This is a genomic window from Rhizobium fabae (assembly GCF_003985135.1).
Classification (GTDB): Bacteria; Pseudomonadota; Alphaproteobacteria; order Rhizobiales; family Rhizobiaceae; genus Rhizobium; species Rhizobium pisi.
Genome location: NZ_ML133651.1, coordinates 59590 through 72555, shown reverse-complemented (window position 1 = coordinate 72555; position 12966 = coordinate 59590). Strand labels below are relative to the sequence as shown.

The following is a 12966-nucleotide window of genomic DNA, read 5'->3' as shown; positions in this document are numbered from 1 at the left end:
CCGACGCAACGGGATTTTGGAGTGGGATCCATGAAAAGAAGCTTGTCCGGCATCTTCGCCGCATTGTTGATCGCGACAAACGCCTATTCCGCGGACCTCGCTCCTGCCGAGCCGATCCCGGAACAGCCGCCTGAGGTGACGGTCACTGAAGCAACCGGCTGGTACCTGCGCGGCGATGTCGGCTATGCCTTCACCGATCTGCGCGGCGCCCGCTATTTCCAGGGCAGCAACGCCACGGAAGTCGATTTCGACCGCTCGGACCTCGATGACGCCTGGACCGTCGGCGGCGGTGTTGGTTACCAGATCAACAGCTATCTCCGCACCGATCTGACCTTCGACTACCTCACACAGGCGGATTTCCATGGCTCCACGGTTGGCCAGTGCGGCTTCCCGCTGGTGGATTGCACCTCGCGTGACTCCTCCTCGCTCACCGCCTACACGCTGCTTGCCAACGCCTATGTCGATCTCGGCACTTATGGCTACGTCACGCCTTATGTCGGCGCCGGTATCGGTGGTTCCTACGTAAAGTGGAAGAACCTGAAGAACGTCGCCTGCGCCGATGACGGCAGCTTCTGCGACGACGAGGTCACCCATGGCGGCAAGGGCAACTGGCGCTTTACCTACGCCCTCATGGCCGGCGCCTCGATCGACGTGACCTGCAACATCAAGGCCGATGTCGGCTATCGCTACCTGCATATCGACGGCGGCAACATGTTCGGCTACGCCGAAAATGGCGGCCCCGGCCGCGACAAGGGTCTCAGCGCCCACGAAGCCCGCATCGGCGCGCGCTACCTCTTCGGTGGTTGTGCCCAGCCGGTCGCCTACGAGCCGCCGGCAATCCCGCTGCAGCAGCCGGTCTACAAGTAATTCAATCTCTTGCAATCAGAAAGCCGCCCGACCCAGGGCGGCTTTTTTCGTTTCCGCCACCTCACCTGCGTCAAAATATCCTCCGCTTGCGACACTTCGATCTTGACTATGAAGCGTCCGATCCATAAACACGGCGGCGGGACACCCTTCCCCAACGAAGGGCTTTCTATCTGAGAGGATAGCATCATGGCGAAGACCGCAAAGCCGGACATCCGTCCGCAAAATACCCATTTTTCTTCTGGCCCCTGCTCGAAGCGCCCCGGTTGGTCGCTCGACGCCCTTTCCGACGCGGCTCTCGGCCGTTCGCACCGTGCGAAGGTCGGCAAGGCCAAGCTCAAGCAGGCTATCGACCTTACCCGTGAAATTCTTCAGGTGCCGGCGGATTACCGCATCGGTATCGTTCCGGCGTCCGATACCGGCGCCGTCGAAATGGCGCTCTGGTCGCTGCTCGGCGAACGCGGCGTCGACATGCTCGCCTGGGAAAGCTTCGGTGCTGGCTGGGTCACCGATGTCGTCAAGCAGCTGAAGCTCAAGGACGTGCGCAGGCTTGAAGCCGGTTACGGCGAGCTCCCCGACCTCTCTACCGTGGATTTCGACCGCGACGTCGTCTTCACCTGGAATGGCACCACCTCGGGCGTGCGCGTGCCGAACGCCGATTTCATCCCGGCCGATCGCAAGGGCCTGACGATCTGCGACGCCACTTCGGCCGCTTTTGCGCAGCAACTCGATTTCGCCAAGCTCGACGTCGTCACCTTCTCCTGGCAGAAGGTTCTGGGCGGCGAGGGCGCACATGGCGTCATCATCCTCTCGCCGCGCGCCGTCGAGCGCCTGGTCACCTACACGCCGGCCTGGCCGCTGCCGAAGATCTTCCGCATGACTTCGGGCGGCAAGCTGACGGAAGGCATCTTCCAGGGCGAGACCATCAATACGCCGTCGATGCTTTGCGTCGAGGACTATATCGACGCGCTTGTCTGGGCCAAGGGCCTCGGCGGCCTCAAGGCGCTGATTGCTCGCGCCGACGCCAATGCCAAGGTCATCCACGATTTCGTCGCGGCAAATGACTGGATCGCCAATCTCGCCGTCAAGGCGGAAACGGCCTCCAACACCTCCGTTTGCCTGAAGATCGTCGACAAGGACATCACGGCCCTCGATGACGACGGCCAGGCGAATTTCGCCAAGGGTCTCGTCGGCCTCCTGGAAAAGGAAGGCGTTGCCTTCGACGTCGGTCACTACCGCGACGCGCCGTCCGGCCTGCGTATCTGGGCCGGCGCCACGATCGAAGCATCAGACATGCAGAAGCTGATGCCTTGGCTATCCTGGGCCTTCGAAACGCAGAAGGCGCAGCTTTCTCAGGCCGCAGCCTGACGTGATCGCATCCGGCTCCGCCACTGGCGGAGCCCAGCATCCCCATTCATTCATCGCTGAACACTTTTGAAGGAGGCCACAATGGCACCTCGCGTTCTCGTATCCGACGAATTGTCGGAAACCGCCGTCCAGATCTTTCGCGACCGCGGCGTCGAAGTCGATTTCGAACCGCAGCTCGGCAAGGACAAGGACCGTCTGCTCGAAGTCATCGGTAAGTATGATGGTCTTGCCATCCGCTCTGCTACCAAGGTGACGGAAAAGATCATCGCAGGGGCGAAGAACCTCAAGGTTGTCGGCCGCGCCGGCATCGGCGTCGACAATGTCGATATCCCGGCCGCCTCGCGCCGCGGCATCATCGTCATGAACACGCCCTTCGGCAACTCGATCACCACGGCCGAGCATGCGATCGCGCTGATGTTCGCCGTCGCCCGCCAGCTTCCGGCAGCCGATACCTCGACGCAGGCCGGCAAGTGGGAGAAGTCGAAATTCATGGGTGTCGAGATCACCGGCAAGACGCTCGGCGTCATCGGCGCCGGCAATATCGGCTCGATCGTCTGCGCCCGCGCCATTGGCCTCAAGATGCACGTCCTCGCCTATGATCCATTCCTCTCCAAGGAGCGCGCCGAGGAGATGGGCGTCACTAAGGTCGAGCTCGACGAGCTTTTCGCGAAGGCCGATTTCATCACGCTGCACGTACCGATGACCGACAAGACGCGCGGCATCCTCAACAAGGAAGCGCTGGCAAAGACCAAGCCCGGCGTGCGCATCATCAACTGCGCCCGTGGCGGCCTGGTCGATGAGGCAGCCCTTGCCGAAGCCATCAAGTCCGGCCACGTCGCCGGTGCCGCCTTCGACGTGTTCGAGGTCGAGCCTGCCAAGGAAAGCCCGCTCTTCGGCCTGCCGAACGTCGTCTGCACGCCGCATCTCGGCGCTTCGACGACCGAGGCGCAGGAAAACGTCGCGCTGCAGGTCGCCGAACAGATGTCGGACTACCTCGTCAAGGGTGCCGTCTCCAACGCCATCAACATGCCGTCGATCACCGCGGAAGAAGCGCCGATCCTGAAGCCCTTCATCCGTCTCGCCGATGTTCTCGGCGCCTTCGTCGGCCAGGTCACCGAAGAGCCGATCAAGGAAATCGAGATCCTCTATGACGGCGTCACCGCCGGCATGAACACGCGGGCGCTGACGAGCGCGGTTCTCGCCGGCCTCATCCGCCCGCAGGTTGCCGACGTCAACATGGTTTCGGCGCCGATCATGGTCAAGGAAAAGGGCGTCGTGCTTTCCGAGGTCAAGCGCGACAAAACTGGCGTCTTCGACGGCTATATCAAGCTAACGGTGACTACCGAAAGCATGACGCGCTCGGTCGCCGGCACGGTGTTTTCGGACGGCAAGCCGCGCTTCATCCAGATCAAGGGCATCAACCTCGATGCGGATGTCGGCTCGCACATGATCTACATCACCAATACCGACGTTCCCGGCATGATCGGCTTCATCGGCACGACGCTCGGTGCCGCCGGCGTCAACATCGCCAACTTCCAGCTCGGCCGCGACAAGCAGGGTGGCGACGCCATCGCGCTGCTCTATGTCGATGGCGAGGTGGAGGATGCCGTGCTCGCACAGCTGACGGCGCACCAGGCGATCCGCCAGGCAAAGCTGCTGACCTTCAACATCGACTGATTTTGCTCCTCCCAAGCAAAAAGAGAAAACCCGGCGCGGGAAATCGCGCCGGGTTTTCTGCGTCAGGAATGGTGATTTTCAGTGGTGCCGGCGTTTGCGGCGGACCATCTTGCCGAAGCGGGCGACATCGTCTTCAGCCTTCGTGCGATGAAGGAAGGCGAGCCTGCTGTCGTCGAGGCCGCGGAAGAATTCGTCCCAGGAGATCTCGTCCTGCAGTTCCGAGGAAAAATCGACACGGACGGTTTCGCTATCCCGTGCGTTCTCGACACGGGCGGGATGGCCGCCGCGTTGCTCGATCCAATGTCTGATCCTGCTGTAATCGGTCGTCGTGCCGAACCTGCCCATGAAACCCTCCTCAGCAATTCGATTGCGACATCGATGACCTGCAACGCGTGATAGGCGGAATTGTTCCATGGCGGCCAGATTATTTTTCAGAAAGTCCGTCTTTGCTCATTCTATGGATATAGCCCCAAGTTCAAGCCACGTATGATTCTGATTTTATTTAACTTCTATCGATATACGGCTGAGATCTGCATCAACCCGCGCGAACTCCATGGCACCCTTGACGAAGACCGAGCAGGCCGAGGCACCGAACGACGACTTCCGGACATTGTTTGCGATGCATCCGTCGCCGATGTGGGTCTATGATCCGGTAACGTTGCGTTTTCTCATCGTCAACGAGGCGGCGGCAGCACTTTACGGCTACGGCGCAGACGAATACCCTGACATGACCGTCCTGGACATTCGCCCCGAGCACGAGCGCAAGCGGATGATCGATGCCGTCAATAGTCGCACCGATATGGAAAAGGCGGAGCGCTGGATTCACGTCAAGGCGAGTGGCGAGACCTTCGAAGTCCTGACCTATGGCCGTGAGGTGCGCTTCGAGGGGCAGGCCGCGATCCTGGCGATCGTGCAGGACCGCAGCGAGGTCAATGCCATCAAGCGTCAGATCAGCGATACGCGCTCGCTTCTCGACAGTATCGTCGACAATCTGCCGGTCGGCGTCTTCGTCAAAGACATGGAAGCGGACGGGCTCTACATCCTCTTCAACGAGGCCTGCGGCGACATCGTGGGCATGAGGGCTCGGGACATCGTCGGTCGAACCGACCGGGCGCTGTTTGCCGGCGGCCAGACGGATGCCTTCCGCGACCAGGATCGCCAGGCCTTCGAGGCGGACGCCGCGATCAGCTTCGAAGAGACGATGCTGCGCCCCGACGGTGCGCAGCGTATCCTGCGCACCGTCAAGCGCGCTCTGCCGGCGCCGGAAGGTCGCGCGCCGCGCTATCTGCTCGGCATTTCGCAGGACGTGACGGAAGAGCGTGCCGTCGAGGCAAAGCTTGCCCATCTCGCCATGCACGATTCTCTCACCGGCCTGCCGAACCGGGCGGCCTTTTCCAGACATATTGCCGAGCGTATCGCCGAAGCGACCGCAGAGAACCCGATCGCGCTGCTCTATATCGACGTCGATCACTTCAAACATATCAACGACAGCAAGGGACATGCCGCCGGAGACGCGCTGCTTTGCCAGGTGTCGCAGCGTCTGATGCGGCTGGCGGAGGAGGGCGATCTCGTCGCCCGTCTCGGTGGCGACGAATTCGCCGTCGTATTGCAGCTCGACGAGCCGGAACGGTGCGGGCGCTTCGCTGAGCGGCTGCTGCAGGCGCTTGGCCGTGCCTTCGATCTCGACGGCAGCCGGGAGCACGTCACCTGCAGCATCGGCATCGCATTGGCGCCGGATCATGCCATCGACGCCGATGTGTTGATGCGGCACGCGGATCTGGCACTCTATGCCGCCAAGGAGAGCGGGCGCTCGACCTATCGTTTCTATGAGGCGGAGATGCGGCTTGCTGCCGAGCGCCGGCACGTGATGACCGCCGAGCTGTGGGAGGCGCTGGAGAAGCGCCAGTTCGAGCTGCATTACCAGCCGATCGTGCAGCTCGACGATGACGGCATCGCCGGCTTCGAAGCGCTGATCCGTTGGCGCCATCCCAATCGGGGCCTCGTCGCACCGATGGAGTTCATCCCGCTTGCCGAGGAAACCGGCCTCATCGTGCCGATTGGCGACTGGGTGATCCGGGAAGCCTGCCGCGCGGCCGCGGGCTGGCCCGAGCACTTGAGGATCGCCGTCAATCTCTCCGTCAGCCAGTTCAGGCATGCGAGCCTGCTTTCAACAGTGGTCGCGGCCCTCGACCAGACGGGCCTCAATGCCGACCGGCTTGAAATCGAAATCACCGAGTCCGTGTTCCTGACCGATGCCGATCAAAGCCTGCCGCTGCTGCGTGCGCTGAAGGAACTCGGCATCCGCATCGCCATCGACGATTTCGGCACGGGTTACTCGTCGTTGAGCTATCTCAGATCGTTCCCCTTCGACAAGATCAAACTCGACCGCAGCTTCGTTTCGGGCATCGAGACGGATGCCGGCAATCTCGCCATCGTGCGCGCCGTCGTCGGTATCGGCTCCGGCTTCAACGCGACGACGCTGGCCGAGGGGATCGAGACGGAAGAGCAGTTGCAGAAGCTGCGCGCCGAAGGCTTCCGCGAAGTGCAGGGCTACCTGCTCGGCCGACCGATGCCGCGGCATGAGGCGGAGGCGCTGATTTATGGCGGCGCCCTTAAGGCCGCCTCGTCACATAAGTGAGATTGGGTAGGCGGCTATGACACCGCGACATTGAGATTCTGGTCGCGCTCGAAAGGGCGTGGGCCAGCGTCTGCATAAATAGTTAAGTCGCGGCTTGACAATTGGGCGCCGCGACGCAATACTCAAGTCCATGCTTAACCATTCGGACATTGACGATATTCTGAAGGCCCTGGTCGAGCCGACGCGGCGGCAGATTGTCGAGCGGCTGAGCCGCGGCCCAGCCAGCGTCAGCGAGCTGGCGCGCCCTTTCGACATGTCGCTTGCGGCGATCGTCCAGCATTTGCAGGTGCTGGAGGAAAGCGGCCTCATCCGCAGCGAAAAGATCGGACGGGTGCGCACCTGCCGCATCGAACCATCAGGTCTCGACCGGATCGCCGGTTGGGTAGCCGAACGCAGAAGCCTGATGGAGCGGCGGTTCGATCGCTTGGGCGAGATGCTTTCGCAGCCGGACGTCAATAACCAGATCGATAACCAGCAAGAGGAGAAAGAGTGATGAACGAACAGTCCACGAAGTCAGCGGCCACCCAGCCGGCCGTTTCCCACGCCACCTTCGCCGTCGAGCGCGCCTATCCTGTTCCACCCGAGCGCGTCTTCTTCGCCTTTTCCAATCTTGACAGCAAGCGGCGCTGGTTCGCCGAGGGCGAAGGGTGGGTGGTGCTGGAATTCACCTCGGATTTCAGCGTCGGCGGCTCGGAATTTTCGCGCTTCCGCTTCGGCGATGGGCCTGAGATCACCAACGACACACAGTATCAGAACATCGTGACGAACGAGCGCATCGTCATCACCTACCGGATGGCGGTGGCCGGAGCACCGATCTCGGTCTCTCTGGCGACCATCGAATTCAGTCCCTCCGGCAAGGGCACCGTCCTGACCTATACGGAGCAGGGCGTCTATTTCGACGATGCCTCGGCGGGCGCCAACCGCGAAATCGGCTGCCGCGAACTGATGGAGGCCTTGGCAAGGGAGCTTGCTGTGGCTGCGTGATACCATCAAGCATTCGTCATTTTGAGAATGGCGGCCGAGCCCTCATACTTCCCTCGGGCTGGAAGGAGGATGTCTATGAAACGCTATTCATTCTCGATAATCGGGCTGGCGATTTTGACCGTCATTATCGCCAATCCGGGCATCGCATTCGCCTGCAACAAGCTGATCGGCACCTGAGCCGCACCCCCGCTCGAGGCGCGGCTTCGGCCGTGCCTTCCTTTCGCGGCATATGAAACAATCCGGGTGTCAGAAGGCCCCTCTTGCGCCCAAGGGCAATCCTTTCTATATCGGTCGCTCATCGAGGCGGCCGATCCCGCCTGATATCGGCAATCCGCCACAATTGCAGTGCAATGGCGGATCGTGACCCACGTAGAATTGGCACCATCGTTGAACACACTGGATTTTGACAAGAAGCCGGAAGAGACCCGTGTCGTCGTCGCCATGTCGGGCGGCGTCGATTCATCCGTTGTCGCCGGCCTTCTCAAACAGCAGGGTTACGATGTGCTCGGCATCACTCTGCAGCTTTACGATCATGGCGCGGCCGTTCACCGCGCCGGCTCCTGCTGCGCCGGCCAGGATATCGACGATGCGCGTCGCGTCTGCGAAACCCTCGGCATCCCGCATTACGTGCTCGACTACGAGAAGCGCTTTCGCGAAACGGTGATCAATCCTTTCGCCGAGAGCTATGTGGCGGGCGAAACGCCGATCCCCTGCGTATCCTGCAACCAGACCGTCAAGTTTGCCGATCTCCTGGCGACCGCCAAGGAGCTCGGCGCCGATGCGCTGGCGACCGGCCACTATATCCGCTCGCGAACGAACCCTTCGCCCGAAAATCCCGGCCGCCGCGCGCTTTTCCGTCCGGCCGACGCCGACCGCGACCAGAGCTATTTCCTCTTCGCGACGACGCAGGAACAGATCGATTATCTTCGCTTTCCCCTGGGCGGCCTGCCGAAGGCCGAGACCCGCAGGCTCGCCGAGGAGATGGGCCTCGTCGTCGCCAAGAAGGCCGACAGCCAGGACATCTGTTTTGTGCCGCAGGGCAAATATTCCGACATCATCACCAAGCTGAAGCCGAATGCCGCGCTTGCCGGCGAGATCGTCCATCTCGACGGCCGCGTGCTCGGAACCCATGAAGGCATCCTGCACTTCACGATTGGCCAGCGCCGCGGCATCGGCATCGCCACCGGTGAGCCGCTCTATGTCGTCTTTCTCGACGCCCGCTCGCGCCGTGTCATCGTCGGACCGAAGGAGGCGCTGGAAACGCACCGCGTCTACCTGCGCGACGTCAATTGGCTCGGCGACGAGACGCTCGAGGAAGCCGCTTCCGGCGAAGGCTTCGCCTGCTACGCCAAGGTGCGCTCGACGCGGGCGCCGGCGCCCGCCGTGCTGCATGTCGATGCCACTGGCGCCTATGTCGATCTGACGGTCGGCGAGGCGGGCATTGCGCCCGGCCAGGCCTGTGCGCTTTATTCCGCCCCCGGCGATGACGCCCGCGTCTTCGGCGGCGGCTTCATCGAGCGCTCCGAGCGCGAACCCTCGGCGGAAGCTTCGCTGAAGGCCCTGCTGGCCGGCTCGGTCGCCGCCTGAACGCGCAGGAAGCGGCATCCAGCAAAGCCCACCGTTTTTCTCGATCATGCGCTTGACACAAAGCCGAAGCGCACCTTATAAGCCGCTCATCCCACGAGCCCGCAGCGCTTCGCGAGCAGGTATCGTTTGACCAGTGGCGGAGTAGCTCAGTAGGTCAGAGCAGAGGAATCATAATCCTTGTGTCGGGGGTTCAAATCCCTCCTCCGCTACCATTCAACCGGTTGAAAATAAACGAAAATTCGCCGCCTCGAAATTTCGATGATCTTGAGGCCGCTTCGGAATTTGATTTTGTACCGACTTGGTACCGACCTGCAATTTCTGGGCATCAATATCAAGGATTCGACGTCCGCGAATCCTTTGGGCTTGTCAACAGAATGGGTCGCTGACGAAAACTGGTACCGATTGCCACCCCGGCAGGGTAGCCTCGCTCTTTTCCACGTCGATGCTCCGGGGTTCTCCGGTGGGCCACGGGTCCCACCTTCATGCGCCGTTGCGCACCACCCCTCTCGCATAGACATGAAACCTTTCGCTCGGTGACAGCCCGCGCGGCGACTGGTTCGGCCTTCGGCCACGGTCAGGCCATTCTGACCTGACCTGAACAAGTCTATGCCGCCGCGCTGGCCGTCAACCTCTGCCTCCCTCGTACCCTCGTGATGCCCGTTAACTGTTCGATCGCCATCCGATCGACGAGAATTCAGGAAGCCTGGGTCCGACTCCCGTTGTTTGATATCAAACCGGTATATTCAATGGCTTAGGAAATCATCGATGCGGAAGAAGACTACCACTATTCGTGGCCTCGCGTTCGATATCGTCGTCATCGAGACGACGCAGACCGATGTGATCGGCACGCTCTTCTATCATGCTGAAATCTACATCCGGAGTCGGAAAACGGGCGAGCAGAAGCTCGCGCGGCGGAGCCGTATCCCTGGCAGCGGAGGGGCTATCGCCACCGCCGTGCAGCAGCATGGCGTTCGGGCACTTGAAGGATTCGCAACCTGATCGAATCTTTGCTGCTGGGGATTCGATGTCGTCGATTATTCAAGTATAGCGTAGGTAATTGTTGACAATGAATACGGCATTGCAACAAATGTTAACATTACATTTGTCTAAATTTGGACGATCTTGGCAATAAATTCTAACATAACGCCCGTTGTTAATTTCTATTTTGCGAATTAGTGCTTTTTCTATTTACATTTCGAAATTTATTCTTCATTTGTCTCCTGGTTCAAACTAAGAAGGAGAGACTGATGCAGATACCAGCAGCGCACTTTGACGATTGGCAGCGGACTTCTGGAATAGCAGATCACGACAGCACGTGGACAAGCGCCTTGGTGGTCGGCGATCACGACGAGGACGTCTACGAGATGCTTGTCATAGGGGAGCCTGGCCTTGACCTGCCTGCGAGCTACGATGTGCTTGCCATTCGCGACGGGAGACAGGTTGTCGTTGCCCACGAGGTAGAGGCGAATTTCGAACTGGCATGCGCGATGTCCGCCGTGATGGCCCGTCGTGCCTCTATTCGGGCTGTTGAGTGAAGAAACCAGGAGACGAGCATGGACACCAGTTTTGAGACTTGGAAGCGCCTTTGGCCAGTCACCAACATCGCTGAAGCGCTCGACTTCGATGTCGCGCTCGACGAGTCCCAATCATGGGATGACTACACCACGCGTTTCATGGACGCGAACAGCGATGGCCAGATGATCAAGGTGGCCCGCGAACTTTTCGCAGACTTGGCGACGGAAGATCGCTCGATCCTTGCCGCGATGCTTTATGCCGCAGATTTTTCGAAGATCGCCGACGAGCTATCAGAGCAGATGACGTGGTGGAGGCTGAGTCGCATTGGCGGCGATAATGCTCTCGCTGTCGCGCTCGCCATCGTGCGGCAATGAGGGCCACTGAAATGGAAATCCGTAAACTAACTGAAATTCCATCCGATGAATTCCCTCTCAACTACTGGCGTTACAACCGCTTAATGGATGAGCTACGCGACGCCGCCCGAGGTTTCGAAAGGCTCGGCGGGATGGGGTGGCCCGGAGGCAAAGATCTCGACAAGCGTCTGATGTCGATCTGGTCCGACTTGCACGGCGTGTGGGAGACGATTCAGGAAACCGAGCGACAACTTGCGGCGCTTGTGCAAGACGAGGATTAGACTCAATGGGGATGGGTAGGAATATCCACCCCAGCGCGCGGACGCGCCATTAAGCTTTCACTCATCATCCGATCGACGAGTTCGGATATGAACTCAAGATGCCTGGGCTCTACCCCTGAGATCTGCTATAAGTATCATGTTTTCAGTGGGTTATGAGGCCGTCAATGAAAAAGCTTGTGAGATGGATTGCTCTGGTCGCGCTTCTCTATCTGCCCTTCGTATACTTCGTCGCCTCGTACGTCTTCGCGACGAAGGTTCCGCACGCGGCGGCGATCGTCTCAATGGCTCCCTATGCCTGCGGCTTTCTCCTGATTGCACATCTGGTGAAAGGCCAAGGACACTGGTGCGCCGGGCGCGGTTTGGTTGCTCTGCCACTGGCCGGGATTGGCTACGCTGGCCTAGCCGTAATCTTCGCGGCTCTGATCGCCATGAAGCATATCTAAAATATCGAATAGGAGATTTTCGACGTGAATGAACCCTCTTGGCTCGCTCAGATGACAACCTATGTCGTCAACAATTACTTGGTCGTGTTCCGGTTTGCCGACTGGAGCAACCCGGCCAAGACAGGAATTTTGACGGCCCTGCTTATCGTCCTCGCCTTTTCCTTCTGGCTGAAATCACTCGATGCCCGAACCGATACCAGGCGGACGATGTGGCGGGCTCTTGTGGTCCTCGTTGGATTCAACATCGGCGTGATCGCGCTGTTTGCCTTTGATAGATGGGCATGACGATGGGAATTCGACCAGTAGAGGAACAGATGTCGCGATTCATGGCGTTTATAGATGCCGAGCAGCTTCCGGGGGAGCGCGACCGTTGGGAAGCCTTGTGCCGTCGCGTAGCAGAAGCCGACGCGGGCGGCGCCGCGCTCTTTCATAACTTCGTGCTCCATGATCGTCCTGACCTTCAGGAAGCAGAATCCTACGTTGCCCGCTCCGAGATCATGGCCGCGACATTCGCCAAGCTCAACGGCCGATAGGAGAATGAATGATGGAAGCCATCACCCGCCCCGAATACGAAGCCGCCTATCAGGAAATCGACCTCGACGCGGATCCTCGCCCGGATGCCAATCTTGTGAGGCTGGCCGAGCCAGAGGGGGCAAGGCTGGCGGCTGGACGATACGACCGTTGGCCGCTGCCAGACAGGATGTTGCTCGCCCTTGATGTTCAGCGAGGGCATTCGGCGATCGCCGAGGGCATCAAGCCCGTGCTTCGGAAGTCTTGCACGATCCCAGAAATGCACGGTCAGCTTTGGGAGGAATGCGAGCGATGCGGGCGGGAGCCTGTCTATCAGCCGCTTTTCCTTTGTTCTCAGTGCTGGCCGAAGGCCGCTTGATTGTCCCATGCGCCGCCGGCGGCCACCATGGAAGAGGAGCACAGGGAGGAACGCCGATGCCAACGCCAGACATAGAGCTACAAATTTTCACCGGATACACAGACAAAGGCCCTTCGGGGCCTTTTGCTTTTTCAGCGGCAAAATTTGTTGACGAGTTGGACCGGGACCAAATCCAGAGGCTTGCCGCGATCGATGCCGAACTGGCTGCGCTCCTCGCGTCGGCCGACATGGACAAGGCCCAGATGCAAGTCCTTATCGGTGAAGTTCTCGCCATGCTGGGGATGTGATATGCGCCGCGCCAGATTTTCGAGGGTCCGCACACTCGGACAGGCCCACGCTTGGCGGGAGCGCGGTGAAGGGCTGTCGC

General features: G+C 60.3%; 17 protein-coding genes and 1 tRNA gene. 17 read left to right on the top strand and 1 reads right to left on the bottom strand.

Annotated elements, in window-relative coordinates; translation table 11 throughout:
• Nucleotides 1-30 precede the first annotated feature (30 nt).
• The 3 genes from EFB14_RS15925 (at nucleotide 31) to serA (ending at nucleotide 3909) form a co-directional block, all read left to right on the top strand.
• Nucleotides 31-867: an outer membrane protein gene (locus EFB14_RS15925; RefSeq protein ID WP_125847155.1), complete on the top strand. Its 837-nt coding sequence runs from the start codon at nucleotides 31-33 to the stop codon at nucleotides 865-867.
• Nucleotides 868-1053: 186 nt separating this feature from the next.
• A complete protein-coding gene (locus tag EFB14_RS15915; protein ID WP_126826876.1) occupies nucleotides 1054-2232 on the top strand; it encodes a phosphoserine transaminase in 1179 nt (392 codons plus the stop codon).
• Nucleotides 2233-2313: 81 nt separating this feature from the next.
• Nucleotides 2314-3909, top strand: a complete 1596-nt coding sequence (serA, locus tag EFB14_RS15910; protein WP_126826874.1) for a phosphoglycerate dehydrogenase — start codon at nucleotides 2314-2316, stop codon at nucleotides 3907-3909.
• Nucleotides 3910-3987: 78 nt separating this feature from the next.
• On the opposite strand, the gene EFB14_RS15905 is transcribed toward serA, so the two are convergent.
• Entirely contained in the window at nucleotides 3988-4254 is a 267-nt protein-coding gene (locus EFB14_RS15905; RefSeq protein ID WP_126826871.1) for a hypothetical protein, read from the bottom strand.
• A 208-nt stretch (nucleotides 4255-4462) separates the two neighbouring features.
• On the opposite strand from EFB14_RS15905, the gene EFB14_RS15900 reads away from it, so the two are divergent.
• From EFB14_RS15900 to EFB14_RS15835, 14 genes are all read left to right on the top strand, one after another.
• The gene (locus EFB14_RS15900; RefSeq protein WP_126826870.1) at nucleotides 4463-6547 is read left to right on the top strand and encodes a putative bifunctional diguanylate cyclase/phosphodiesterase; all 2085 of its coding nucleotides are present in this window, start codon (nucleotides 4463-4465) and stop codon (nucleotides 6545-6547) included.
• Nucleotides 6548-6677: 130 nt separating this feature from the next.
• Entirely contained in the window at nucleotides 6678-7040 is a 363-nt protein-coding gene (locus EFB14_RS15895) for an ArsR/SmtB family transcription factor (protein ID WP_126826868.1), read from the top strand.
• Nucleotides 7040-7531 carry an SRPBCC family protein gene (locus tag EFB14_RS15890; RefSeq protein ID WP_125847167.1) on the top strand — a complete coding sequence of 164 codons (492 nt, stop codon included), beginning with the start codon at nucleotides 7040-7042 and terminating at the stop codon, nucleotides 7529-7531. The genes EFB14_RS15895 and EFB14_RS15890 overlap by 1 nt, the downstream gene beginning before the upstream one ends.
• Before the next feature lie 387 nt (nucleotides 7532-7918).
• Complete coding sequence (mnmA, locus tag EFB14_RS15885) at nucleotides 7919-9118, top strand: tRNA 2-thiouridine(34) synthase MnmA (protein WP_126826866.1); 1200 nt, start codon at nucleotides 7919-7921, stop codon at nucleotides 9116-9118.
• Nucleotides 9119-9253: 135 nt separating this feature from the next.
• Nucleotides 9254-9330 (top strand) — tRNA-Met (locus EFB14_RS15880).
• 553 nt (nucleotides 9331-9883) lie between these two features.
• Nucleotides 9884-10117 (top strand): hypothetical protein, encoded by a 234-nt coding sequence (locus EFB14_RS15875; RefSeq protein ID WP_126826864.1) that lies wholly within the window; start codon nucleotides 9884-9886, stop codon nucleotides 10115-10117.
• Between the two features lie 248 nt (nucleotides 10118-10365).
• Nucleotides 10366-10653, top strand: coding sequence for a hypothetical protein (locus EFB14_RS15870; protein ID WP_126826862.1), 288 nt, complete (start codon nucleotides 10366-10368; stop codon nucleotides 10651-10653).
• 18 nt (nucleotides 10654-10671) lie between these two features.
• Entirely contained in the window at nucleotides 10672-11007 is a 336-nt protein-coding gene (locus tag EFB14_RS15865) for a hypothetical protein (RefSeq protein WP_126826860.1), read from the top strand.
• 11 nt (nucleotides 11008-11018) lie between these two features.
• Entirely contained in the window at nucleotides 11019-11267 is a 249-nt protein-coding gene (locus EFB14_RS15860) for a hypothetical protein (protein ID WP_126826857.1), read from the top strand.
• Between the two features lie 164 nt (nucleotides 11268-11431).
• Complete coding sequence (locus tag EFB14_RS15855) at nucleotides 11432-11710, top strand: hypothetical protein (RefSeq protein WP_126826854.1); 279 nt, start codon at nucleotides 11432-11434, stop codon at nucleotides 11708-11710.
• Nucleotides 11711-11761: 51 nt separating this feature from the next.
• On the top strand, nucleotides 11762-11995 hold the full coding sequence (locus EFB14_RS15850; protein WP_126826851.1) for a hypothetical protein: 234 nt from the start codon (nucleotides 11762-11764) through the stop codon (nucleotides 11993-11995).
• The gene (locus tag EFB14_RS15845; protein WP_126826848.1) at nucleotides 11992-12243 is read left to right on the top strand and encodes a hypothetical protein; all 252 of its coding nucleotides are present in this window, start codon (nucleotides 11992-11994) and stop codon (nucleotides 12241-12243) included. Before EFB14_RS15850 ends, EFB14_RS15845 begins: the two co-directional genes overlap by 4 nt.
• Nucleotides 12244-12251: 8 nt before the next feature.
• On the top strand, nucleotides 12252-12599 hold the full coding sequence (locus EFB14_RS15840; RefSeq protein WP_126826845.1) for a hypothetical protein: 348 nt from the start codon (nucleotides 12252-12254) through the stop codon (nucleotides 12597-12599).
• 56 nt (nucleotides 12600-12655) lie between these two features.
• Nucleotides 12656-12886: a hypothetical protein gene (locus EFB14_RS15835; protein ID WP_126826842.1), complete on the top strand. Its 231-nt coding sequence runs from the start codon at nucleotides 12656-12658 to the stop codon at nucleotides 12884-12886.
• Nucleotides 12887-12966 lie beyond the last annotated feature (80 nt).